The 25,556-nt window shown below is 55.0% G+C and carries 19 protein-coding genes; 6 read left to right on the top strand and 13 right to left on the bottom strand.

Features of this window, described 5'->3' with window-relative positions; genetic code table 11:
• Positions 1-61: 61 nt before the first annotated feature.
• Together ACOTX3_RS13575 and ACOTX3_RS13570 are read left to right on the top strand one after the other, a co-directional pair.
• Positions 62-886 (top strand): MurR/RpiR family transcriptional regulator, encoded by an 825-nt coding sequence (locus ACOTX3_RS13575; RefSeq protein ID WP_029883910.1) that lies wholly within the window; start codon positions 62-64, stop codon positions 884-886.
• A 356-nt stretch (positions 887-1,242) separates the two neighbouring features.
• Positions 1,243-2,352, top strand: coding sequence for an SDR family oxidoreductase (locus ACOTX3_RS13570; protein WP_032618765.1), 1,110 nt, complete (start codon positions 1,243-1,245; stop codon positions 2,350-2,352).
• A 53-nt stretch (positions 2,353-2,405) separates the two neighbouring features.
• On the opposite strand, the gene eno is transcribed toward ACOTX3_RS13570, so the two are convergent.
• The 5 genes from eno to rlmD all read right to left on the bottom strand — a co-directional run bounded on the left by eno (position 2,406) and on the right by rlmD (position 10,086).
• Positions 2,406-3,704 (bottom strand): phosphopyruvate hydratase, encoded by a 1,299-nt coding sequence (gene eno, locus ACOTX3_RS13565; RefSeq protein WP_013098515.1) that lies wholly within the window; start codon positions 3,702-3,704, stop codon positions 2,406-2,408.
• Positions 3,705-3,785: 81 nt separating this feature from the next.
• Complete coding sequence (pyrG, locus tag ACOTX3_RS13560) at positions 3,786-5,423, bottom strand: glutamine hydrolyzing CTP synthase (protein WP_013098516.1); 1,638 nt, start codon at positions 5,421-5,423, stop codon at positions 3,786-3,788.
• 223 nt (positions 5,424-5,646) lie between these two features.
• Complete coding sequence (mazG, locus tag ACOTX3_RS13555) at positions 5,647-6,438, bottom strand: nucleoside triphosphate pyrophosphohydrolase (protein ID WP_058679587.1); 792 nt, start codon at positions 6,436-6,438, stop codon at positions 5,647-5,649.
• Between the two features lie 66 nt (positions 6,439-6,504).
• Positions 6,505-8,736, bottom strand: coding sequence for a GTP diphosphokinase (gene relA, locus ACOTX3_RS13550; RefSeq protein WP_013098518.1), 2,232 nt, complete (start codon positions 8,734-8,736; stop codon positions 6,505-6,507).
• Between the two features lie 51 nt (positions 8,737-8,787).
• Positions 8,788-10,086: a 23S rRNA (uracil(1939)-C(5))-methyltransferase RlmD gene (rlmD, locus tag ACOTX3_RS13545; protein ID WP_058679588.1), complete on the bottom strand. Its 1,299-nt coding sequence runs from the start codon at positions 10,084-10,086 to the stop codon at positions 8,788-8,790.
• A gap of 57 nt (positions 10,087-10,143) precedes the next feature.
• On the opposite strand from rlmD, the gene barA reads away from it, so the two are divergent.
• Positions 10,144-12,903, top strand: a complete 2,760-nt coding sequence (barA, locus tag ACOTX3_RS13540; RefSeq protein ID WP_023620554.1) for a two-component sensor histidine kinase BarA — start codon at positions 10,144-10,146, stop codon at positions 12,901-12,903.
• A gap of 70 nt (positions 12,904-12,973) precedes the next feature.
• Here the strand turns inward: barA and ACOTX3_RS13535 are convergent, their stop codons facing one another.
• From ACOTX3_RS13535 to syd, 8 genes are all read right to left on the bottom strand, one after another.
• Entirely contained in the window at positions 12,974-14,113 is a 1,140-nt protein-coding gene (locus ACOTX3_RS13535) for a glycerate kinase (RefSeq protein WP_040021628.1), read from the bottom strand.
• Between the two features lie 77 nt (positions 14,114-14,190).
• Positions 14,191-15,528, bottom strand: a complete 1,338-nt coding sequence (gene gudD / locus ACOTX3_RS13530; RefSeq protein ID WP_029882847.1) for a glucarate dehydratase — start codon at positions 15,526-15,528, stop codon at positions 14,191-14,193.
• Between the two features lie 15 nt (positions 15,529-15,543).
• Complete coding sequence (locus ACOTX3_RS13525) at positions 15,544-16,884, bottom strand: enolase C-terminal domain-like protein (RefSeq protein ID WP_058679589.1); 1,341 nt, start codon at positions 16,882-16,884, stop codon at positions 15,544-15,546.
• Positions 16,884-18,239, bottom strand: a complete 1,356-nt coding sequence (gudP, locus tag ACOTX3_RS13520) for a galactarate/glucarate/glycerate transporter GudP (RefSeq protein WP_058679590.1) — start codon at positions 18,237-18,239, stop codon at positions 16,884-16,886. The genes ACOTX3_RS13525 and gudP overlap by 1 nt, the downstream gene beginning before the upstream one ends.
• Before the next feature lie 334 nt (positions 18,240-18,573).
• Complete coding sequence (locus ACOTX3_RS13515; protein WP_058679591.1) at positions 18,574-19,020, bottom strand: flavodoxin; 447 nt, start codon at positions 19,018-19,020, stop codon at positions 18,574-18,576.
• A gap of 15 nt (positions 19,021-19,035) precedes the next feature.
• Positions 19,036-19,821 (bottom strand): tRNA pseudouridine(65) synthase TruC, encoded by a 786-nt coding sequence (truC, locus tag ACOTX3_RS13510; protein WP_013098526.1) that lies wholly within the window; start codon positions 19,819-19,821, stop codon positions 19,036-19,038.
• On the bottom strand, positions 19,818-20,147 hold the full coding sequence (locus tag ACOTX3_RS13505; RefSeq protein ID WP_013098527.1) for a YqcC family protein: 330 nt from the start codon (positions 20,145-20,147) through the stop codon (positions 19,818-19,820). Before ACOTX3_RS13505 ends, truC begins: the two co-directional genes overlap by 4 nt.
• Before the next feature lie 630 nt (positions 20,148-20,777).
• A complete protein-coding gene (gene syd / locus ACOTX3_RS13500) occupies positions 20,778-21,323 on the bottom strand; it encodes a SecY-interacting protein (protein ID WP_045902062.1) in 546 nt (181 codons plus the stop codon).
• 68 nt (positions 21,324-21,391) lie between these two features.
• Here syd and queF point away from each other — a divergent pair, with 68 nt between their 5' ends.
• The 3 genes from queF (at position 21,392) to ACOTX3_RS13485 (ending at position 25,522) form a co-directional block, all read left to right on the top strand.
• Positions 21,392-22,234 (top strand): NADPH-dependent 7-cyano-7-deazaguanine reductase QueF, encoded by an 843-nt coding sequence (gene queF, locus ACOTX3_RS13495; RefSeq protein ID WP_058679592.1) that lies wholly within the window; start codon positions 21,392-21,394, stop codon positions 22,232-22,234.
• A gap of 116 nt (positions 22,235-22,350) precedes the next feature.
• Positions 22,351-23,715 (top strand): nucleotide 5'-monophosphate nucleosidase PpnN, encoded by a 1,365-nt coding sequence (gene ppnN, locus ACOTX3_RS13490; RefSeq protein WP_013098530.1) that lies wholly within the window; start codon positions 22,351-22,353, stop codon positions 23,713-23,715.
• A 511-nt stretch (positions 23,716-24,226) separates the two neighbouring features.
• Entirely contained in the window at positions 24,227-25,522 is a 1,296-nt protein-coding gene (locus ACOTX3_RS13485; protein WP_013098531.1) for an HAAAP family serine/threonine permease, read from the top strand.
• Positions 25,523-25,556: the final 34 nt, after the last annotated feature.

Raw genomic sequence — 25,556 nt, 5'->3', positions numbered from 1 at the left:
TGGCATCCCTGCCCCGCTTTCCGCCACACTAGGACGCAGAGAAACGCATTAAGGATCTAGCATGTCAGACCATGAAAACCTGCTGCTGAAGCTGCGCCAGGAGGCTTCCGGGTACAGCCCCACGCAAAAAAAACTGGGAGAGTTTGTTCTCAACGATCCGGCCCGGGTGCTCTACCTGACGATCACCGAACTGGCACGGGAGAGCCACACCAGTGAAGCCAGCGTGACGCGTCTTTGCAGGACGCTCGGCTGCAAAGGCTATAACGAATTCAAGATGGCACTGGCGCTGGATATTCAGCAGGGTCAGCCCGCACGCGTGGCCGGGGACGAAATTGATAACGTCGTCGATGAGTCTGTTCAGGCGCTGCAGGATACCGCCAGACTGCTCGACAGAGCACTGCTGGAAAAGGCCGCTCAGGCGCTGCATCAGGCGCAAGCCGTACAAATATATGGGGTGGCCGCCAGCGCGATCCTCGGTGAGTATTTACATTACAAACTGTTGCGACTCGGCAAACCTGCACAGCTTTTTAGCGATATGCATCGTGCGGCCATGAATGCAGCAACGCTTTCAGAAGGGACGCTGGTGGTGGCCATTTCCAGTTCCGGTTCAACGCGGGATTTGCTCCACGTCGTAAAACTTGCACGCAAACGCGGCGTTAAGGTGTTATCCCTTAGCAATACGCCCCGCAGCCCGCTGGCTTCGCTTAGCGATATGCAGCTGGTCGCCGCAAAACCGGAAGGGCCACTCAGCGCAGGCGCGCTCAATGCTAAAGTGGGCGTAATGTTACTGGTTGAGTTACTTACAACTTCCCTGATTGCGATTGATGGCCATTACGGTGAAGTTAGCCAGCAAACCGCGAGCGCAACGCTGCCTTTATTACTCTAAAACCCTTTGCAGGCTAGATAAAATAGCCTGCATGGCGTGATGTCGATTCCATTTCAGTGCTGATACGGTTATTTCGTGCGCGGCATAATGGTGTAACAAATTATTTTATTTATTACATATTCAATGCGTATTAAAAGCAATAAAATCGCACAAATAATAGAACAAAATCAGTATGTTAAAATTATTTTATTTATAAATTGAATTTTTCTTACTCCGCTAGTGTCCAATATTTCCACCTGAATTCCTTACCTTAAAATAAGCTTAAGACGCCGTCAGCTTTGCCATTTTTCTATTTAAATGCCGTTTACTTTTGCCTGCCTACAATCCGCCTCATCAATCATTATGAGACGGTATAGATTAATATGTTATTTATTACAGGCGTGACTGGTTTTCTGGGCGGTGCAGTACTTGAAAAAATACTGACCAGCAATAGTTCAGTAAAATTACTGCTGCTTGCGCGCGCCAGTGACCCGCAACAAGGGCTGGAACGCGTGCGGGACAACATGCGTAAATTCAAGGTTTCAGAGGAGACGCTGGCCGCGTTGAGTGAGGAGAATATCCTTATCGGCGATCTCAGCCAGCCGGAGGGATTCCTGAACGACCCGCGTCTGGAGCAGGTGACGCATGTTCTTAACTGCGCGGCCGTCGCGTCATTTGGTAACAATCCGCTGATCTGGAAAGTGAATGTGGAAGGGACGCTGGCGCTCGCCAGACGCATGAATCAGGTTGTCGGTTTACAGCGCTTTCTGCATGTGGGAACAGCCATGTCGTGCACGCCGGAGCAGGATTCGCTGGTCGCCGAAAGCGCGGAGTTCAGAGAAAACGCCGAGCATCTGGTGGAATATACGTATTCGAAATCCACCATTGAACAACTGATGCGCCAGCACTGCCCCAACCTGCCGCTGCTCATCGCCCGTCCGTCCATCGTGGTCGGCCATACCCGTCATGGCTGTACGCCGTCGAGCAGTATTTTCTGGGTCTTCAGCATGGGGCTAATGCTGCAAAAATTCATGTGCTCAATGGAAGACAAAATAGATGTCGTCCCGGTGGATTACTGCGCCGATGCACTGCTGATGCTGCTTAACAGCACTGCGCAGCCGGGAGAAGTGGTACATATTTCTGCCGGAGAAGAGAACAGCGTGCGCTTTGCGGATATTGATAATGCGATGGCACAGGCGCTGGAGAAAGCCCCGGTCGGTGATAAGTATGCCCAGGTAAGTTACGAAACGCTGGTCAGAATGCGCCGTGAGCTGAAGGATATTTTTGGCCCCTGCAACGAACGGCTGATGCTGAGAGCAATGCGCTTATACGGGGCCTTTGCCACGCTGAACGTACGTTTTAGCAACGACAAGCTGCTCAGTATGGGCATGCCTAAACCGCCGCGTTTTACGGACTATATTGCCCGCTGCGTACAAACTACCCGGGGGTTGAGCATCCCGGAGCAAATGGCGGTTGATTTCAAATAACCAAAAAAAATGCCAGTCTTTCGACTGGCATTTTCATTTTAAGGCTTAAGCAATTATGCCTGGCCTTTGATCTCTTTACGACCGTTGTATGGTGCTTTTTCGCCCAGCGCTTCTTCGATACGAATCAGCTGGTTGTATTTAGCAACACGGTCAGAACGGCTCATAGAACCGGTTTTGATCTGGCCAGCAGCGGTACCAACAGCCAGGTCAGCGATGGTAGCGTCTTCAGTTTCGCCAGAACGGTGAGAGATAACAGCGGTGTAGCCAGCGTCTTTCGCCATTTTGATCGCAGCCAGAGTTTCGGTCAGAGAACCGATCTGGTTGAATTTGATCAGGATGGAGTTAACGATGCCTTTCTCGATGCCTTCTTTCAGGATCTTGGTGTTGGTTACGAACAGATCGTCACCAACCAGCTGGATTTTGTCGCCCAGTACTTTAGTCTGGTATGCGAAACCATCCCAGTCAGACTCGTCCAGACCGTCTTCGATAGAAACGATTGGGTACTGTTTGGTCAGGTCTTCCAGGAAGTGAGTGAACTCTTCAGAGGTGAACGCTTTGTTGCCTTCGCCAGCCAGAACGTATTTACCGTCTTTGTAGAATTCAGACGCTGCGCAGTCCATCGCCAGAGTGATGTCTTTGCCCAGCTCATAGCCAGCGGCTTTTACTGCTTCAGCGATAACAGCCAGTGCTTCTGCGTTAGAACCCAGGTTTGGCGCGTAGCCACCTTCGTCACCCACAGCCGTGTTCATACCTTTTGCTTTCAGAACTTTAGCCAGGTTGTGGAACACTTCAGAACCCATACGTACTGCTTCTTTCAGGGTTTTCGCGCCAACTGGCTGAATCATGAATTCCTGAATATCAACGTTGTTGTCTGCGTGCTCACCACCGTTGATGATGTTCATCATTGGTACAGGCATGGAGTATTTGCCTGGGGTGCCGTTCAGTTCAGCGATGTGCTCGAACAGTGGCATACCTTTCGCTGCCGCAGCGGCTTTGGCGTTCGCCAGGGAAACCGCCAGGATTGCGTTCGCACCGAAGTTAGATTTGTTTTCAGTACCGTCCAGATCGATCATGATCTTGTCGATGCCAGCCTGGTCTTTAGCGTCTTTGCCAATGATTGCCTGAGCAATAGGACCGTTTACAGCGCCAACAGCTTTCAGTACGCCTTTGCCCATGAAACGGGATTTGTCGCCATCGCGCAGTTCCAGCGCTTCGCGGGAACCAGTAGAAGCACCTGATGGAGCAGCTGCCATACCGACGAAACCACCTTCCAGATGAACTTCGGCTTCAACGGTCGGGTTACCACGGGAGTCGATGATTTCACGACCGATGACTTTAACGATTTTGGACATTAGATTTTCCTCAGTACAAGTTAAACTAAAACTCCAGACAAACAACGCGTACCGGGGGTACGCGTTGCCGTTCTAACTTTTTTACTTCGCCTGACGCTTCTGATACTCGCTGGCGGCTTTCACGAAACCTGCAAACAGCGGATGCCCGTCACGTGGCGTTGAAGTAAATTCCGGGTGGAATTGGCAGGCGACAAACCACGGGTGGTTTGGCACTTCGATGATCTCGACTAACTGATCATCCCCGGAGCGGCCCGCAACACGCAGACCCGCAGCTTCAATTTGTTTCAACAACATGTTGTTGACTTCATAGCGGTGACGATGACGCTCGGTGATGACCGGTTCGCCATACAGCTTACGAACCACGCTATCGTCAGACAGCTGGCAGGCCTGTGCGCCAAGACGCATAGTGCCACCCAGATCGCTCTTCTCGGTACGGACTTCGACGTTACCGTCTTCGTCGCGCCATTCAGTGATAAGCGCCACTACAGGGTACTTACAGTCTGGCACAAATTCCGTAGAGTTCGCGTTTTCCATTCCCGCTACGTTGCGCGCAAATTCGATTAGCGCAACCTGCATACCCAGGCAGATGCCGAGGTATGGAATATTGTTTTCACGCGCATAGCGTGCAGTGGCGATCTTGCCTTCTACACCACGGTAGCCGAAGCCGCCAGGGATGAGAATCGCATCCAGATCTTTCAGAATTTCGACGCCACGTGTTTCAACATCCTGCGAATCAATCAGCTTGATGTTCACGGAGACGCGGTTCTTCAGACCACCGTGTTTCAGCGCTTCGATAACGGACTTATAGGCATCCGGCAGCTCGATGTACTTGCCGACCATACCGATAGTCACTTCACCAGCCGGATTGGCTTCTTCATAAATAACCTGTTCCCATTCAGACAGGTTAGCTTCCGGACAGTTCAAGCTGAATCGTTTACAAATATAATCGTCCAGGCCCTGTGATTTCAACAGGCCCGGGATTTTATAAATGGAATCGACATCTTTCATTGAAATAACGGCTTTTTCAGGCACGTTACAGAACAATGCAATTTTCGCACGTTCGTTCGCCGGAACCGCGCGATCGGAGCGGCAAACCAGAATGTCAGGCTGAATACCGATGGAGAGCAGCTCTTTCACGGAGTGCTGAGTCGGTTTGGTTTTCACTTCACCTGCGGCTGCCATGTAAGGCACCAGCGTCAGGTGCATGAACAGCGCGTGTTCACGACCGATATCAACCGCCAGCTGGCGAATCGCTTCCAGGAACGGCAGGGATTCGATATCACCTACGGTACCGCCGATTTCAACCAGCACCACGTCGTGGCCTTCGCCACCCGCAATGATGCGTTCTTTGATAGCGTTAGTGATGTGCGGGATAACCTGTACGGTTGCACCCAGATAATCACCACGGCGCTCTTTACGCAGAACGTCGGAGTAGATACGGCCAGTCGTGAAGTTGTTACGACGGGTCATTTTGGTGCGAATGAAACGCTCGTAGTGGCCAAGATCCAGATCGGTTTCAGCGCCGTCTTCAGTAACGAACACTTCCCCGTGTTGGATTGGGCTCATGGTGCCAGGATCGACGTTGATGTACGGATCCAGTTTCATCATGGTCACATTGAGGCCACGGGCTTCAAGAATGGCTGCGAGGGAGGCTGCGGCAATGCCTTTACCCAGAGAGGATACGACCCCGCCGGTCACAAAAATATAGTTCGTTGTCATGCTGAACCTGAGAAGTTAGGGTGAAACGATGGAATAACCAGGACGGGAAAGTAGTATACCCGAACACGGCGAGCGCCACAAACTTTCATTCTCCGTCTCCATTCCAGGCCATGACAAACATAAGGAGTGAGAAAATAGCCCCTTTTGGGTAAATGTTTTTGACGCAAATCAAGCGCTTGTCATTTAAAAAATCACACAAATTGCACTTGATCGCAAAATTCCGTTAGAGATCAGATTCCTGGCGTTTTACTTCCTGCCAGACTTCTTCCATCACATCGAGGTCAATTCCGGTCATTTCCAGGCCGCGCGAGGCCACAATGCGCTCGACTTCGCGAAAGCGTCGTTCGAACTTAAGGTTGGCTTTTTGCAGGGCCGTTTCCGCTTTTACACCCAGGTGGCGCGAAAGGTTGACGGTGGCAAACAGCAGATCGCCCATCTCTTCTTCAAGCTTTGCTTCATCCACCACGGCCTGCTGCGCTTCGTGCATCACTTCGTCGATTTCTTCATGGACTTTGTCCAGTACCGGGCCAAGCGAGTGCCAGTCAAACCCTACTGCCGAGCAGCGTTTCTGGATCTTATGGGCACGCATCAGGGCGGGCAGACTCAGCGGGATGTCATCCAGCGCGGAGTGTTGGGATTTTTCAGCCCGCTCGGCGCTTTTAATCTGCTCCCAGCGCGCCAGCACTTCCGCGCTGTTGCCCGCCGTGGCATCGCCAAAGATATGCGGATGGCGGCGCTCAAGCTTGTCGCTAATGGCGGCGCAGATATCGTTAAAATTAAAACGTCCCTCTTCCTGCGCCATCTGCGCATAGAACACCACCTGGAACAGCAGGTCACCGAGTTCGCCGCGCAGGTCGTCAAAGTCCTCACGTGAAATGGCGTCCAGTACTTCATAGGTCTCTTCGAGGGTGTACGGGGCGATAGTCGCGAAAGTCTGCTCTTTATCCCACGGGCAGCCGTTTTCCGGGTCGCGCAGGCGTTTCATGATGCCGAGCAGGCGGTCGATTTGAGTCATAGTACTGTCCTGATGAAAAAATGCCGGGTGGCGGCGTTGCCTTACCCGGCTTACAGAAGAGGATGTTTAACCGCCGTGGAGACGACGCGCGTCAATCACATCCGGGACCTGGTTCAGTTTGCCAAGCACGCGGCCCAGCACCTGCAGGTTGTAGATTTCGATGGTCATATCGATGGTGGCAAGCTGCTCGCGGGTATCGCTGCGGCTGGCAACGCCCAGCACGTTGACCTTCTCATTGGCAAGAATGGTCGTAATGTCGCGCAGCAGTCCACTGCGATCGTTGGCGGTGACGCGCACCACCAGCGAGTAGCCGGCAGAGTAGCTTTCACCCCAGACGGCTTCAACGATGCGTTCCGGCGCATGCGACTGCAGCTCAGCAAGCTGGTCACAGTCTGAGCGGTGAATCGAAATCCCGCGCCCCTGGGTGATAAAGCCGACGATGTCGTCCCCCGGGATAGGCTGGCAGCAGCGGGCGATATGGTGCATCAGATTGCCGACGCCTTCCACCACCACGCGGCCATTGTCTTTGCTGCGCTGCTGCGGGGCGTAGGTTTTCTGCTGCAGCTGTTTCAGCGCCGCCGCATCCTGCTCTGCCGCACTTGGCTTGTTGAACTGCGCCTGCAGGAAATTCACCATCTGGTTGAGACGAATATCGCCGCCGCCAATGGCCGCTAACAGCTCATCGAGCTCATTAAAGTTGTAACGCGGCAGCAGGAACTTCTCCGCCTCTTTCAGGCTGATGCCTATATGCTCCAGCTCGTCATCCAGGATCTGGCGACCGGCAAGGATGTTCTTGTCACGATCCTGTTTACGGAACCAGGCGTGAATTTTGGAGCGTCCGCGGCTGGTGGTGACATACCCCAGGTTCGGGTTCAGCCAGTCACGGCTCGGGTTTGGCTGCTTCTGGGTGATGATTTCAATCTGATCGCCCATCTGCAGCTGGTAGGTGAACGGCACAATGCGCCCGCCGATTTTCGCGCCAATGCAGCGGTGCCCGACATCGCTGTGGATGTGATAGGCAAAGTCGAGCGGCGTTGACCCGGCAGGCAGGTCGACAACGTCCCCTTTCGGCGTAAAGACGTACACCCGGTCGTCGAAGACCTGGCTGCGCACTTCGTCGAGCATCTCGCCGGAGTCGGCCATCTCTTCCTGCCACGCAATCAGCTTACGCAGCCAGGCAATGCGGTCTTCGTGACCGGTGCGCGCTCCGCCCGAGGTGCCCTCTTTGTATTTCCAGTGCGCGGCGACACCCAGCTCGGCGTCTTCGTGCATCTGTTTGGTACGGATCTGAATTTCAACCGTTTTACCGCCGGGGCCCAGCACCACGGTATGAATAGACTGGTAGCCGTTAGGTTTCGGGTTGGCGACATAGTCATCGAACTCATCCGGCAGATGGCGGAAGTGCGTGTGCACGATCCCCAGTGCGGCGTAGCAGTCCTGCAGACGCTCCGCCACAATACGCACGGCACGCACGTCGAACAGCTCGTCAAAGGCGAGGTGTTTCTTCTGCATTTTGCGCCAGATGCTGTAGATATGCTTTGGCCGACCGTACACTTCGGCACGGACGTTCTCTTCCTTCATCGACTGGCGCAACCCGCTGACAAATTCTTCAATATAGTGTTCGCGGTCGATACGGCGTTCATGCAGCAGTTTCGCTATGCGCTTATATTCCGCCGGGTGCAGGTAACGGAAGCAGTAGTCTTCCAGCTCCCATTTGAGCTGACCAATGCCTAAGCGGTTCGCCAGCGGCGCATAGATGTTTGTACACTCTTTGGCGGCGAGTACGCGCTCATCTTCCGGCGCGTCCTTCACTTCACGCAGGTGGGCGATACGCTCGGCAAGCTTGATCACCACGCAGCGGAAATCATCCACCATGGCCAGCAGCATCCGGCGAACGTTATCGACCTGTTCAGAGGAGACGGAATCGGTGTGCGCGGCTTTAAGCTGACGAATGGCCGCCATATCGCGGACACCGTGGATCAGCGCCACGACCGATTTTCCGACGCTTTCACGCAGCACGTCTTCCGTGACGACGTCCGCATCGGCAAGCGGGAACAGAAGCGCGGCCTGCAGCGTTTCGATATCCATATTGAGCATGGATAAGATTTCGACCATCTCCACGCCGCGCCACAGCAGCAGCTCGGCGTCCGGATGCCCCAGCGTGGTGCGCTGACAATAGGCCCAGGTTTCGGTTAAGCGTTCACACGACTGCTGGCTGGAAATTCCCAGACTTGCGATCCATTTTTGAGGGTCAAACTCACCAGCTTTATTAAGATGTGCACTTCTTACCGCAACCATCGTCCTCTCCTTTAGGGACCAGGGCCTGTCGAAGTCGACAAGCCAAACTAATTAGATGTGCTCAAACAACACCATTGATTCCAGATGCCCAGTGTGCGGGAACATGTCCAGCATTGCCAGACGCTGAATCTGGTAACCCGCGCTGAGTAATGCCTCGCTATCCCGGGCAAGCGTTGCCGGGTTACAGGAAACGTAGACCACGCGTTTCGGGGCGAGTTTAATTATATGCTGCATCACGCCCGGTGCGCCTGCCCGTGCCGGGTCGAGCAGGATTTTGTCAAAGCCCTGTTTTGCCCAGGGCTGCTGCGTGACATCTTCCTCCAGATTTTGATGAAAGAATGTCACATTTTGCAAGCCGTTCTGTTGCGCATTCTCCTGGCCTTTCGCCACCAGCGCGTCGACGCCTTCTACCCCCACAACACTCGCCGCTTTACGGGCCAGCGGCAGCGTGAAATTGCCCATGCCGCAGAAGAGATCAAGCACGCGGTCGGTCGGCTGGACATCCAGCCACGTCAGCGCGGTTTCGATCATCTGCTGATTGACGCCGTCATTAACCTGGATGAAATCCCGCGGACTGAACGTTAAGCGTAGTCCGTTTGACGCATACCAGGGCGCGTCACCTGTAACCTGCTCCAGTATCTCGCTTTGTGGGGCGAGAAAAAGCGCCAGCTCGTGGGAATGCGAAAAGCGTTCCAGTTTTTCGCGGTCTTTTTTGGACAGCGGCGCGGTATGGCGCAGCACCATCAGCGGACCATTGTTTGCCAGGACCAGTTCCACATGCCCGAGGTGGCGAACACTGTCCAGCCCGGACAGGCATGCGTGCACGTCCCGGAGCAATGCCTCAAGACGGGGCACCAAAATGGGGCACTGCCTGATATCGACGATATCGCTGGAGCCCGCTTTGCGAAACCCCATCTCCAGCCGCTCGTTTTTGGGCTGATAGTTTAGGCTCAGCCGCGCGCGACGACGATAGCCCCAGGGTTGGTCGGCAATGATGTCGTCAACGTCATGCCTGAGCAGGCGTGCCAGGGCATTACTCTTACTTTTTTGCTGTAAAACTACGCTGGCATGTTGTTGCTGGCAGCCTCCGCAGACGCCAAAATGCGGGCAGCGAGGCTCTGTGCGCTCCGGGCTGGTGGTCAGACGGCGCTTCACCTTCCCGCGTGCGTACTGGCGTTTATCTTCCGTCAGCGTAATTTCTGCTCGTTCTGTGGGCAGCAAACCTGTTATAAACAGTGTCTTACCATTGTGATGCGCGACGCCCTGACCAAAAGGGTCAAGGTCCGTGGCTTCGACAGTGATGATCTGACGCGTCGTCACGCGTCGCTTTGCAGAGTAGAATTGCGCCATCGCCGGGAATTTTCTCAAATATACATAATTATCTTAATTGTCCCATAACGGAACGCCATGACCAACTACAGCCTGCGCGCGCGCATGATGATTTTGATCCTCGCCCCCACCGTTCTCATCGGTTTGCTGCTGAGCATCTTCTTCGTTGTGCACCGCTATAACGACCTGCAGCGACAGCTAGAAGATGCCGGAGCCAGCATTATCGAACCGCTGGCCGTGTCCAGCGAATACGGGATGAATCTGCAAAACCGCGAATCGATTGGTCAGTTAATCAGTGTGTTGCATCGCCGCCACTCGGATATTGTGCGTGCGATCTCCGTCTATGACGAGCATAACCGGCTGTTCGTCACCTCTAATTTTCATCTTGATCCGGCAGCGTTAAAAATTCCTGACGGTTCGCCGTTCCCGCGCCATCTCACGGTGATGCGACGGGGCGATATTATGATCCTGCGCACGCCGATAATTTCGGAAAGTTATTCGCCGGATGAGTCCGCGCAATCCGATGCCAAGTCCAGCAGCAATATGCTCGGATATGTGGCGCTGGAGCTGGACCTCAAGTCGGTGCGACTGCAGCAGTACAAAGAGATTTTTATCTCCGGCGTGATGATGCTGTTCTGTATCGGCATTGCGCTTATCTTTGGCTGGCGACTGATGCGCGATGTGACCGGGCCCATCCGCAATATGGTCAACACCGTTGACCGCATTCGCCGTGGCCAGCTCGATAGCCGCGTGGAAGGGTTTATGCTGGGCGAACTGGACATGCTGAAAAACGGCATCAACTCGATGGCGATGTCGCTGGCGGCCTATCACGAAGAGATGCAGCATAACGTGGATCAGGCCACTTCGGATCTGCGCGAAACGCTGGAGCAGATGGAGATTCAGAACGTCGAGCTGGATCTGGCGAAAAAGCGTGCCCAGGAGGCAGCCCGAATTAAATCGGAGTTCCTTGCCAATATGTCACACGAGCTGCGTACGCCGCTCAATGGCGTGATTGGCTTTACCCGCCTGACCCTGAAGAGCGAGCTTAACCCCACCCAGCGCGATCACCTGCACACCATTGAACGTTCGGCTAACAATCTGCTGGCGATCATTAATGACGTGCTGGACTTCTCCAAGCTGGAAGCGGGCAAGCTGATTCTGGAGAGCATTCCGTTCCCGCTGCGCAGTACGCTTGATGAGGTGGTTACGCTGCTGGCGCATTCGTCGCACGACAAAGGGCTTGAGCTGACGCTGAACATTAAAAACGACGTGCCGGATAACGTCATCGGCGATCCGCTGCGCCTGCAGCAGGTCATTACCAATCTTGTCGGTAATGCCATCAAATTTACCGAAAGCGGCAACATCGACATTCTGGTGGAAAAACGTGCCATCAGTAATAACAAAGTACAGATTGAAGTTCAGATCCGCGATACCGGCATTGGCATTCCCGAACGGGATCAATCCCGTCTGTTCCAGGCGTTTCGTCAGGCGGATGCGAGTATTTCACGGCGTCACGGTGGTACGGGCCTGGGGCTGGTTATCACGCAAAAACTGGTTAAAGAAATGGGCGGTGATATCTCTTTCCACAGCCAGCCAAACCGGGGGTCGACGTTCTGGTTCCATATCAACCTGGATCTCAACCCGAACGTGCTGACGGACGGCCCGGTGACGGATTGCCTGAAAGGCAAGCGCCTCGCTTACGTGGAGCCGAACGCCGCCGCTGCCCAGTGCACGCTGGATATCTTAAGCACCACGCCGCTGGAGGTGGTCTACAGCCCGACCTTCTCTGCGCTTACCGTTGAGCATTACGATATCCTGCTGATGGGGATCCCGGTCACCTTCACCGGGGAGCTCACCATGCAGCAGGAACGGCTGGCGAAAGCCGCGTCGATGACCGACTACCTGCTGCTGGCGCTGCCGTGCCATGCGCAAATCAATGCCGAAGAGTTGAAAAACGACGGGGCGGCCGCCTGTCTGCTTAAACCGCTCACCGCCACACGCTTGTTGCCTGCTCTGACGGCCTACTGCCGCCTGAATGAGCATGCCGTGGCACTGGTTAATGACGAGCAGAGGCTGCCGATGAGCGTGATGGCGGTGGATGATAACCCGGCAAACCTGAAGCTGATTGGCGTGCTGCTTGAGGATCAGGTTCAGCATGTTGAGCTCTGCACCAGCGGTGCTGAGGCGGTTGAACTGGCCAAACAGATGCAGTTCGATTTGATTCTGATGGATATTCAAATGCCGGGTATGGATGGCATTCGCGCCTGCGAGCTCATCCGCCAGCTACCTCATCAACAGCAAACGCCGGTCATTGCCGTGACCGCACATGCGATGGCCGGACAGAAAGAGAAGCTGCTCGGCGCCGGAATGAACGATTATCTGGCGAAACCTATCGACGAAGAGAAACTGCATAACCTGCTGCTGCGCTATAAGCCGGGGCATATCGGCGGTACGTATACCTTATCAGCAGAACCAGTTGAGATTAGCGTGAATCAGAACGCCACTTTTGACTGGCAGCTTGCGTTACGCCAGGCGGCGGGGAAACCTGATTTAGCCCGCGAGATGCTACAGATGCTGGTCGCGTTTCTGCCGGAAATTCGCAATAAGGTAGAAGAACAGCTGGTGGGCGAAAACCCGGAGGAGCTGCTGCAGGCTATCCACAAGCTGCACGGCAGCTGTGGTTACAGCGGCGTGCCCCGCCTGAAAAACCTCTGCCAGCTGCTGGAGCAGCAGCTACGCGCAGGGACACCAGAATCTGAACTGGAACCGGAGTTCCTTGAGCTGCTGGATGAGATGGATAACGTGACGCGGGAAGCGATGAAGGTGTTAGGAAACTGAGGTAAATGCCCGGTGGCGCGACGCTTACCGGGCCTACACCCTCACCCCTCTCCCACTGGGTAAGGGAGAACTACATCCCCTGCCCGAGTTTCAGTACCGCCGCGATATTTCTTGCGGCCATCCTGACGTTCTCGCTGGCATTTTCCAGCGCATCTTCCAGCGAGCAGATGGTGTAAATCACGCTAAACACCGCATCGATGCCGTGATCGTGCACGACGCCAACGTCCGCCGTCAGACTGCCTGCAATCCCGATAACCGGCTTGTTGAAGCGTTTAGCTACCTTCGCCACCCCAACCGGCACTTTGCCGTGGATCGTCTGGCTGTCGATGCGACCTTCACCCGTTATCACCAAATCCGCATCGGCAATCTGGTCAGCCAGATGTAGCGCATCGGTGACGATCTCAATGCCCTGGCGCAGCTGCGCACCGCAGAAGGCATACAGCGCCGCCCCCATTCCACCTGCCGCGCCGCCGCCCGCCAGGTTGAGCACATCCATATCAAGATCCCGGGCAATGATCCGCGCATAGTGCGCAAGCGCATTGTCCAGAGTAATGATCATCTCGGGTGTGGCCCCCTTTTGCGGGCCAAAAACCGCGGATGCGCCCAGCTTACCGGTAAGCGGATTCGTCACATCGCAGGCCACTTCTATGCGGCACTCGGCCAGACGCTTGTCCAGCCCGCTCAGGTCGATACGGGCAAGTTTGCCCAGCTCGCCTCCGCCCTGCCCCAGCGGCTGTTCACGGTCGTCCAGCAGCCTGGCCCCCAGCGCCTGCACCATTCCTGCACCGCCATCATTAGTGGCGCTGCCACCGATGCCGATGATGATATGCTTAACGCCCGCATCCAGCGCGTGACGGATAAGTTCACCCGTGCCCCAGGAGGTCGTTTTCAGAGGATCGCGCTGCGAAGGTGCAACCAGCTCAAGACCACTGGCCGCCGCCATTTCGATAAAGGCGCTCTTCTCGTCGCCGGATATCCCGTAAAACCCTTCCACGCGATGGCCCAGAGGGCCGGTCACCGGAACATGCACAATGCGTCCCTGCGTTGCCGCGATCATCGCTTCGACGGTGCCTTCACCGCCGTCCGCGACCGGCAGTTTGACGTAAACCGCCTCAGGAAAGATCTCGCGAAAACCCTGCTCTATCGCTGTCGCAACCTCAAGCGCACTCAAACTTTCCTTATACGAGTCCGGTGCGATAACAATTTTCATAAGCCATCCTTACGCATAGTCGTTACGTTAAGCATACACCACGTAAAGAACCGCTCATGGGAGCGGTCCCAATGCGTTTATCGTACCATGCACGGACGTTTATTGTCGAATGTCCACTCTGGGATCAGATACTGCATCGCCATCGCGTCATCGCGCGCACCCAGCCCATGTTTCTGGTACAGCTCATGGGCTTTCATCACCTGATCCATATCCAGTTCCACGCCCAGACCCGGTGTGGACGGGACCTGCACCATCCCCCCTTTGATTTCAAACGGCGCTTTCGTCAGGCGCTGATTGCCTTCCTGCCAGATCCAGTGGGTGTCGATCGCGGTAATCGTGCCCGGCGCGGCAGCGGCCACGTGGGTGAACATCGCCAGCGAGATATCGAAGTGGTTATTGGAGTGCGAGCCCCAGGTCAGACCGAACTCATGGCACATCTGCGCCACGCGTACCGAGCCCTGCATCGTCCAGAAATGCGGGTCCGCCAGCGGAATATCGACAGACTGCAGGGACAAGGTGTGCCCCATCTGACGCCAGTCGGTGGCGATCATGTTGGTCGCGGTAGGTAAGCCCGTGGCGCGGCGGAACTCCGCCATCACTTCACGGCCAGAGAAACCTTGTTCTGCCCCGCACGGATCCTCCGCGTAGGCCAGCACGCCTTTCAGCTGCTTGCCGATGGCGATCGCCTCATCAAGCGACCAGGCCCCGTTCGGATCCAGCGTGACGCGCGCCTGCGGGAATCGTTTAGCCAGGGCTGAGATAGCTTCGGCCTCTTCTTCCCCGGCCAGCACGCCGCCCTTCAGTTTGAAATCATTAAAACCATATTTTTCGTACGCGGCCTCCGCCAGGCGCACCACCGCATCCGGCGTCATCGCTTCATCGTGGCGGAGTCGGTACCAGTCACATTGCTCGTCCGGCTGGCTCTGGTATGGCAACGGCGTCAGGTTGCGGTCGCCAACAAAGAACAGATAGCCCAGCATCTCCACTTCGCTGCGTTGCTGCCCCTCACCCAGCAGGGAAGCAACGTTAACCCCCAGGTGTTGACCTAACAGGTCCAGCATGGCGGCTTCGATGCCGGTCACCACGTGGATGGTGGTGCGCAGATCAAACGTTTGCAGCCCACGGCCACCCGCATCGCGATCGGCAAAGGTATTCCGCACGGTATTTAAGACGTTTTTATATTCGCCCAGCGTTTTTCCCACCACCAGCGGGATGGCGTCTTCAAGCGTTTTGCGGATCTTCTCACCGCCCGGGATTTCCCCCACGCCGGTATGCCCGGCGTTATCTTTAATAATGACAATATTGCGGGTGAAAAACGGCGCATGTGCGCCGCTCAGGTTCATCAGCATGCTGTCATGGCCGGCAACCGGAATGATCTGCATGGAAGTAACAACAGGGGTGGTAAAAGTGCTCATGGTGCAATCCTTTTATCAGTGACGTCCAAAAACAGGGCGCTTACGGTCAAATGTCCAGCCTGGGATCAGGTACTGCATCGGCCCGGCATCATTACGCGCGCCGCCCGGCAGTTTTTTATACGCTTCATGCGCCTTGTGGACCTGATCCCAGTCAAGCTCCACGCCCAATCCCGGCGCATCCGGTACCGCGATGGTGCCGTTTTTAATTTCCAGCGGATTTTTCGTCAGACGGGCCTCACCCTCCTGCCAAATCCAGTGTGTGTCGATAGCGGTTGGGTGACCCGGTGCCGCCGCGCCAACGTGGGTAAACATCGCCAGCGAAATATCGAAATGGTTATTGGAGTGACAACCCCAGGTGAGCCCCCAGTCATCACACAGCTGCGCCACACGCACGGCGCCTGAAAGCGTCCAGAAGTGCGGGTCCGCCAGCGGAATATCGACCGCATTCAGCATGACCGCATGGCCCATTTCACGCCAGTTGGTGGCGATCATGTTCGTAGCGACCGGTAGCCCGGTGGCACGTCGGAATTCCGCCATCACCTCGCGACCCGAGAAGCCTTGTTCAGCCCCAACCGGATCTTCCGCGTAGGTCAGGACATCCCCCAGTCCTTTGCACAGGGCGATAGCCTCATCCAGCAGCCAGGCACCGTTAGGGTCAACGGTAATGCGGGCATCCGGAAAACGTTTCTTGAGCGCACGCGCGGTTTCAATCTCCTGCTCGCCGGGTAATACCCCGCCTTTGAGTTTGAAGTCTTTAAAACCGTAGCGGTCCTGTGCCGCCTCGGCCAGCCGAACCACCGCGTCACTGGAGAGCGCCTCCTGGTGACGCAGGTGATACCACTCATGGTGGCCCGGCGAGTGCGCCAGATAAGGCAGATCGGTTTTTTGCCGATCGCCAACATAAAACAGATAGCCGAGTACCGTCACCGCGTCACGCTGTTTGCCCGGCCCCAGCAGTTCACAGACCGGAACGTTCAGCGCCTTACCGAGCAAATCGAGCAGGGCGGCCTCCAGCGCGGCGACAGCATTGACGCGCAGCTCAAACGTCCAGGCGCCTTTGCCGAAGGTGTCAAAGTCCGCCGACTGGTTGCCTTTGTGAACACGCTGGACCACTTTATTCAGACGGGCGACCTCCTGGCCGACCACCTGCGGAATGGCGTCTGACAGCGTCTGGAAAATTACCTCACCACCCGGCGATTCCCCAACGCCAGTGTTCCCTGCGCTGTCGGTCAGCACCACGATATTGCGGGTAAACCAGGCGTTATGCGCGCCGCCAATGTTAAGCAGCATGCTGTCCTGGCCGGCCACCGGGATGACCTTCATGTCGGTAATAACCGGGCTCGATTGTGTTGTCATCAGCCACGCTCCGCTACAGGTTTGAGTTCAATGCGTTTGATATCACCCACCAGCACCAGATAGCTCAGGACCGCCACCAGGGCGTGCACACCCACATAAATCAGCGCACCGTTGAATGAGCCCGTGGTCCCGACGATGTAGCCAATGGCAATCGGGGTGACAATCCCGGAGATGTTGCCGAACATGTTAAACAGACCGCCGCTCAGGCCGCTGATCTCTTTTGGCGCGGTATCCGCCATCACTGCCCAGCCCAGCGCACCAATCCCTTTCCCGAAGAAGGCCATCGCCATAAAGCCGATGATCATCCACTCCGCGCTGACGTAGTTACAGAACACCATGGTCATTGAAAGCAACATGCCGAGCACAATTGGCGTTTTACGGGCGATGTTCAGCGAACCGGTACGACGCATCAGCCAGTCGGAAATCACCCCACCCAGTACGCCCCCCACAAAGCCGCAGATAGCCGGTACGGAGGCGACAAAGCCCGCTTTCAGAATTGACATACCGCGTGCCTGCACCAGATAGACCGGGAACCAGGTGATAAAGAAGTAGGTTAAGGCGTTAATGCAGTACTGCCCCAGGTAGATGCCAATCATCATGCGCGAACCGACAAGCTGCTTGATCTGCGCCCATTTCTGGCTCAACGGAACTTTTGCTTTTTGGCTTTTCTGATCCATGTTGATCAGCGCCCCACCTTCCGCAATGTACTCCAGCTCTTTCTTGTTCACGCCCGGATGTTGGTTCGGCTCGTGGATCACTTTCAGCCAGATAAAGCTGATGAAAATCCCCAATCCGCCCATGAAGAAGAAGACGTGTGACCAGCCCACTTCATGCGTCAGCCAGCCCATGATTGGCGCAAAGATCACCGTCGCGAAATACTGTGCAGAGTTAAAAATCGCCACCGCCGTTCCCCTCTCTTGCGCCGGGAACCAGGCGGCCACGATGCGGCTATTACCCGGGAAGGATGGCGCTTCTGCTAACCCCACCAGGAAGCGGAGAGTAAAGAGCGCGACGATAATACCGAAGCCGCTGAAGATATCGACGAAGCCCTGCAACAGGGTAAACATCGACCAGATAAAGATGGACCAGAAGTAGACGCGCTTGGATCCAAAACGATCGAGCAGCCAGCCACCCGGGATCTGACCAATAACATAGGCCCATGAAAATGCGGAGAAAACATACCCCATGCCAACCGGATCAAGCCCAATGTCTTTTGCCATTTCAGAGCCGGCAATCGACAGCGTGGCGCGGTCACCATAGTTAAAGGACGTGACGATAAACAGCATCACCACTATCCAGTAGCGAGCGTTAGTGCGCTTCTCCGCACTGCTCGCCGCGTGGCTTAATGTACTCATTGTTGCACTCCTGAAACATAGCTTTCGCCTGGTTCACTCTGTACAGCACCGGTAGGGTAATCAGAATGAGATTTGTGTTTGTCGTTTTGGTACGGCCTGAAGCCGTTTTATTGTGACCGGGAAAGTATATGAAGGAGTGACACGTTCTCTCACCGTGCAAAAACACAACATTAAGGGGAATGAGAAAGGTTGTTTGTGGCAAAAGCCTAAAAGAATGGAAGATGGTTCACGGAATTGGCGTTTGGTGCGGAAGTTATCGCCGGGTGACGGCAACGCCTGACCCGGCCAGGAAAACCCACATGCCCGCGCAAGCGAAGCGCCGCCGGGCAGGATGTTATTTAAGCAGTGTGGCCCAGTTCTCAACCCACGGGTTTGATTCGCTTTCGGGTTCCGGGTGTTCTCCGGCGTCAATCAGCAGCATGTCGCCCACGCGCTGGGCGCTCTGTTCCTGCAGGAGTGCGTCGAACTGCTTGCCGCCGCCGCAGAAATTGGCGTAAGATCTGTCGCCCAGGGCGATGATGCCGTAGTGAACGTCCGGCTGGTAGCCAATATCTTTAATGCCCTGGAAAAGCGGCACGATGCTGTCCGGCAGATCGCCCTGCCCGGTGGTGGAGGTGACCACCAGAATGTATTTATCTTTATACTTTTCCCAGTCTGCCAGTTCCGGGTCTTCATAAACCGTGGCTTTATGACCCTGGCTTGTGAGTATCGCTTCCGCCTCTTCCGCAACCAGCAGCGAGTTGCCGTACATTGTGCCGACAAAAATGCCTACTTCAGCCATGATATGTTCCCTAAATTATTGCGCTTGCCGTTCATCCTGAACGTTGCCCGGTACAAACTCAACCCTTTCATTTTTGGGGAGTTGCCCCAGCCAGCCAAACTGTGACAGCGCCTGCATCCAGACATCATCGAGACCCGCATGGATCGTCAGAGGTTTGCCGGTAAACGGATGCGTCAGGCTCAGTTCGCTTGCGTGCAGCATCAGACGATCGCAACCAAAATGTTCAGCCGCACTGCGGTTCTGGCGCAGATCGCCATGCTTGCTGTCGCCGATAATCGGATGTCGCAAATGCTTCAGGTGTCGGCGGAGCTGGTGTTTACGCCCGGTTTTGGGCAAAAGCTCAACCAGGCTGTAGCGAGTGGTGGGAAATTTGCTGGTTGCCACCGGCATTTCAGTCGTCGCCATACCGCGATACTCAGTTACCGCAGGTTGCGGACCTTTGTCATCACGGGCAAATTTATCGGCGATTTTGTCCAGCTCTTCCACCAGAGGATAGTCAAGCGTGGCGGCTTCTGTCAGCCAGCCACGCACGATCGCGTGGTAGCGTTTCTGGATCTGATGCTGCTCAAACTGCTGCGCCAGCAGACGACCCGCTTCGCTGGACAATCCCATCAGCAGTACACCGGAGGTGGGTCTGTCCAGGCGATGGGCGGTAAACACATGCTGACCAATCTGGTCGCGCACGGTCTGCATCACAACCACCTTCTCGTCACGATCCAGCCAGCTGCGGTGCACCAGCCATCCCGACGGTTTGTTCACTGCCACCAGCCACTCATCCTGATAGAGGATCTCAAGCGTCATGCGTCATCACCGGCAAACAGCGCATCCAGCTTTTCCAGCTCAGCCAGCATGACAGCACGCGCCGGGTGGGTGGCCTCCAGCGCCATTTCATAGTAAGGCGAGACCGCAAACGCCTGCGGCAGCGGATGTCCCCCCTCCAGCAGCGCATGCATACGGGGAATTAACACCCACTGGAGCCACTCAAACGGTGCCAGCGTATCCAGGCAGAACGGCTGGGTACTTGCGAACGCCTCTGGCTGCGGCGCGGTCTCCTGCCACAGCTGATGTTGGCGCAAAAGAGCTTCGATGGCGTGCAACCGGGCACGAACGCTATCGTGTTGCGTCATAGTAACCTCAACTGAAAAAATGAACGGCGCGCAGCATAGCATTGCAGGCAACAGAAATAAAAAAAGGGAGCACTGTAAAAACAGTGCTCCCGGTTCGTTTCGCAGCATTCCAGCTACAATTTATGCTCCCTGCTCTTCCGTGACAACTTTTCCTGAAGCCCGAAGGCCTGTTCATCCGTAAACTGTTTGCATCCTGCACACATCGTCCTGATGTGTCTGTTTCATCCTGAAACGTCCTGGCCATCCTGACCCACCGATCATCCTGAGCGGTTCTCGTTCTCCTTCCTGGAGGTGTCCCTTACGCGTCCTGCGTGATCCTTTGCTTCATCCTGAAGCCTTCCTGCAGCGCCATCCTGACGTGTCCTGTGTGAGAAGCGCCATCATCCTGATGTTCGTTTCTCGTGTCGGCGTCCTGTCGACAGAGATAGAATCCGCTATTCCGCTTCGTCTTACAACCCACCCTGTAAGCGTTGTCAGCCTCTGAAAAGCGGGTTTGCTGCATCAGAATTTTATTAATCCTTTGATAATTATCATAATATTTTTCTTAATTACGTAAGGTAATACTGATCGTTGCGGCGATCTCTCACAAACCGTGTAAGAGATCTCTCACACGCGCTGTAGCATGATGGATTACAGAAGCGGCTCAAGTCGGGTAAGGAAATCCGCAAGTGAGGGGGCGAGGGTCTCGCGATTGCGGGTGCCGATTGTCTCTTTGATTACTTCACCAGACAGGTTGCAGACGGAAATAACATCCAGTTCACTGTCCAGCGTGGCAATAAAGAGTGTCGGAGAAAGCTTAAGGCGTTTTTGCGTGACCAGATGACCAATCAGGTTTTCCTGAACACGCTGCAGATCGTCTTCGCTCCAGGTCTGCAACAGCGTCAGCGTTATCTCACCAAAGCGGGCAGGCATATCCCCTGCAAACTGCGTGGTGTAGAACACGTGAACCGCTGGTTGTACCACAATGTCCATTGCCCGTTCAACCGCATTTACATTCTCCTCGACAGACCAGGGCTGCGGCTGCCAGATAACGTAGTCGTCCACCGAAGAGATAATGCAGGGCGAAGGCACACCATAGAGATCAGCACTTTGCGGCCAGGTGCCCTGGGTGTCATGCCATGCGTCGCAGTAACGGGTAGTGAAGGTCTTAAGGGCATTTGCAGTTTCGATATCCACCGATTTCTCTCTTCTGGTAAGACAGGATAAACTCAGCCCTAAGTGTACCTGTAAAGTGACTATGAAACATGTCTTACGAAAATCATCAGGCGTTAAGTGGCTTAACGCTGGGTAAATCGACCGATTACCGCGACACCTACGATGCCAGCCTGCTGCAGGGCGTTCCGCGCAGCCTTAACCGCGATCCTTTAGGGCTGCGTGCAGACGCGCTGCCGTTTGTCGGCGGTGATATCTGGACGCTGTATGAGCTCTCCTGGCTGAATGCTCGCGGTCTGCCGCAGGTGGCGGTAGGCCAGGTTGAGCTGGAGCATGCCACCCTTAACCTGGTGGAATCCAAAAGCTTCAAGCTGTATCTCAACAGTTTTAATCAGACCAAATTCACCAGCCTGGAAGAGGTTCAGCACACGCTGGAGCGTGATTTACGCGCCTGTGCCCAGGGCAACGTGACCGTTGCCCTGTATCGCCTGAATGAACTGGAAGGCCAACCTGTCGCCCATTTTAACGGCACCTGCATCGACGATCAGGATATCGAGGTGGATAACTACGAGTTCAGCGCCGGGTACCTGGAAAATGCGGCAAGCGGGAAGATCGTGGAAGAGACGCTGGTCAGCCATCTGCTGAAGTCCAACTGCCTGATCACCCACCAGCCGGACTGGGGTTCTGTGCAAATCCAGTATCGCGGCCCCAAAATTGACCGGGAAAAGCTGCTGCGCTATCTGGTGTCGTTCCGCCATCACAACGAATTCCACGAGCAGTGCGTGGAGCGCATCTTCAGCGATATTCAGCGCTTCTGCCAGCCAGAAACGCTGAGCGTGTACGCGCGCTACACCCGTCGTGGCGGGCTGGACATTAACCCGTGGCGCACCAATACCGATTTTGTGCCTGCGACGGGCCGACTCGTGCGTCAGTAATATAAATATTTTCACAATATGCGCGGGTAATGCAGCGCTTTAGGTTGTGAAACGTCACGCGGCAGGGCTATTGTAATCAGCAGGGAATGACGATAATCGTCCCATAAGGAGCTCACTTGATTACACATATTAGCCCGCTTGGCTCAATGGATATGTTGTCGCAGCTGGAAGTGGACATGCTTAAACGCACGGCCAGCAGCGATCTTTATCAACTGTTTCGTAACTGTTCACTTGCCGTACTGAACTCCGGAAGCCTGACAGACAACAGTAAAGAACTGTTATCCCGCTTCGAAAGCTTTGATATCAACGTGCTGCGCCGTGAGCGCGGCGTGAAACTTGAAGTGATCAACCCGCCGGAAGAGGCCTTCGTCGACGGGCGGATTATTCGTTCCCTGCAGGCCAACCTGTTTGCCGTGCTGCGTGACATCCTGTTTGTTAACGGGCAGATCCACAACGCGGGCCGTTTCCAGCATCTTGACCTGGAAAGCTCGGTTCATATCACCAACCTGGTGTTTTCTATTCTGCGTAACGCCCGTGCCCTGCACGTTGGCGAAGCACCGAATATGGTCGTCTGCTGGGGCGGTCACTCCATTAACGAAACCGAATATCTGTACGCCCGTCGGGTGGGTACCCAGCTCGGTCTGCGTGAGCTGAATATCTGCACCGGCTGTGGCCCAGGCGCGATGGAAGCGCCAATGAAAGGTGCCGCCGTGGGTCATGCCCAGCAGCGTTATAAAGAGGGGCGCTTTATCGGCATGACCGAGCCGTCGATCATCGCCGCTGAGCCACCTAACCCGCTGGTCAACGAGCTGATTATCATGCCGGATATCGAAAAGCGCCTGGAAGCGTTTGTCCGTATCGCTCACGGCATCATCATCTTCCCCGGCGGCGTGGGTACGGCAGAGGAGCTGCTCTATCTGCTGGGGATCCTGATGAACCCGGCCAACAAAGATCAGGTTCTGCCGCTGATCCTGACCGGGCCGAAAGAGAGTGCTGACTACTTCCGCGTGCTGGACGAGTTTATCGTGCATACGCTGGGTGAAGCCGCGCGTCGTCACTATCGCATTATCATTGACGATGCGGCAGAAGTGGCGCGTCAGATGAAAAAAGCGATGCCGCTGGTGAAAGAGAACCGTCGTGATACCGGTGATGCCTACAGCTTTAACTGGTCAATCCGTATTGCGCCGGATCTGCAGATCCCGTTCGAGCCTTCGCATGAGAATATGGCGAACCTGAAACTCTATCCTGACCAGCCGGTAGAAGTGCTGGCCGCCGACCTGCGACGCGCCTTCTCGGGCATTGTGGCGGGTAACGTGAAAGAGGTGGGGATCCGCGCCATTGAGCAGTTTGGCCCGTATAAGATCCACGGTGACCCGGAGATGATGCGCCGCATGGACGACATGCTGCAGGGCTTTGTCGCCCAACACCGTATGAAGCTGCCGGGCTCGGCTTATATTCCTTGCTACGAAATCTGCACATAAGGCGTTAATCGTTCTTCTGAGGGCCGGGGCGCGTTCTGTCGTTACCCGGCCTTTTTTTCGCATCAATTCATAGTTATCGCTTATAGAATTTATAAACTGCACGCCAACGCAAACGATTACCTGGATTTTAAAACCATAAATTATCAGCTTTAAAGCAAATTACTCATCAGAAAATCCTAAAACCCACCATCTTTACAGCGCAAGACACCTATATTCGGGGCCGCTCTTTCCGGACATATGTTGTTAATGGTAGCCTTCGCGCCCGTAAATTCTCTTTGATGTTTTTTTAACAGAGAAATGGTCTAAATATACCCACATCATGAGTGGATTATTGCATTTGAGATCGCGATCACTGATACATTCATAAGTAGAATGTATCTTTCCGCCCGCCAATAGTTACGGGTGAAAATTATTAAAAAACCGTCACTGAACGAATTTCATATTACCGTCAGGCATTTTTTCATCGGATTTGACTACAAACCTGACAATTTGCTTCCTCCAGGAGATACAGATGGAAACCACTCAAACCAGCACCGTTGCTTCGATTGAATCCCGAAGTGGTTGGCGCAAAACGGATACCATGTGGATGCTTGGCCTTTACGGCACAGCAATCGGCGCTGGTGTACTGTTCCTTCCTATCAACGCAGGCGTCGGCGGTCTGATCCCGCTGATCATTATGGCCATCATCGCGTTCCCGATGACCTTCTTCGCACACCGCGGTCTGACCCGCTTCGTGCTGTCCGGTAAAAACCCGGGCGAAGACATCACTGAAGTGGTTGAAGAGCATTTCGGCGTTGGCGCAGGGAAACTGATTACCCTGCTCTACTTCTTCGCCATTTACCCGATTCTGCTGGTTTACAGCGTGGCGATCACCAACACCGTTGAAAGCTTCATGACGCACCAGCTGCAGATGACGCCGCCACCGCGTGCCATTCTGTCCCTGATCCTGATCGTCGGTATGATGACCATCGTGCGCTTCGGCGAGCAGATGATCGTTAAAGCGATGAGCGTCCTGGTGTTCCCGTTTGTTGCCGCACTGATGGTGCTGGCCTGCTACCTGATCCCACAGTGGAACGGTGCGGCGCTGGAAACCCTCTCCCTGAGCAGCGCATCTGCAACCGGTAACGGCCTGATGATGACCCTGTGGCTGGCGATTCCGGTAATGGTCTTCTCCTTTAACCACTCCCCGATCATCTCTTCCTTCGCCGTGGCGAAGCGTGAAGAGTACGGCGCAGGCGCAGAGAAGAAGTGCTCCAGCATCCTGGCACGTGCACACATCATGATGGTGCTGACCGTAATGTTCTTCGTCTTCAGCTGCGTACTGAGCCTCTCCCCGGCGGACCTGGCAGCAGCGAAAGAGCAGAACATCTCCATTCTGTCTTACCTGGCGAACCACTTTAACGCACCGATTATTGCGTGGATGGCACCGATCATCGCCATTATCGCCATCACCAAATCCTTCCTCGGCCACTACCTGGGCGCACGTGAAGGTTTTAACGGTATGGTGATCAAATCTCTGCGCGGTAAAGGCAAGAGCATTGAAATCAGCAAGCTGAACAAAATCACTGCACTGTTCATGCTGCTTACCACCTGGGCCGTTGCTACGCTGAACCCAAGCATCCTGGGCATGATTGAAACCCTGGGCGGTCCGGTTATCGCGATGATTTTGTTCCTGATGCCGATGTACGCAATTCAGAAAGTCCCTGCTATGCGTAAGTACAGCGGTCATGTGAGCAACATCTTTGTGGTTATCATGGGGCTTATCGCTATCTCTGCGATCTTCTACTCCCTGTACACCATGTTCTGATTATCACCCGCGCCGTCCCCGGACGGCGCACTCC

The sequence above is a fragment of the Enterobacter cloacae complex sp. IR5384 genome, from assembly GCF_049237265.1.
GTDB classification, from domain to species: Bacteria; Pseudomonadota; Gammaproteobacteria; order Enterobacterales; family Enterobacteriaceae; genus Enterobacter; species Enterobacter cloacae.
This window is presented reverse-complemented; position numbering and strand designations above follow the sequence as displayed.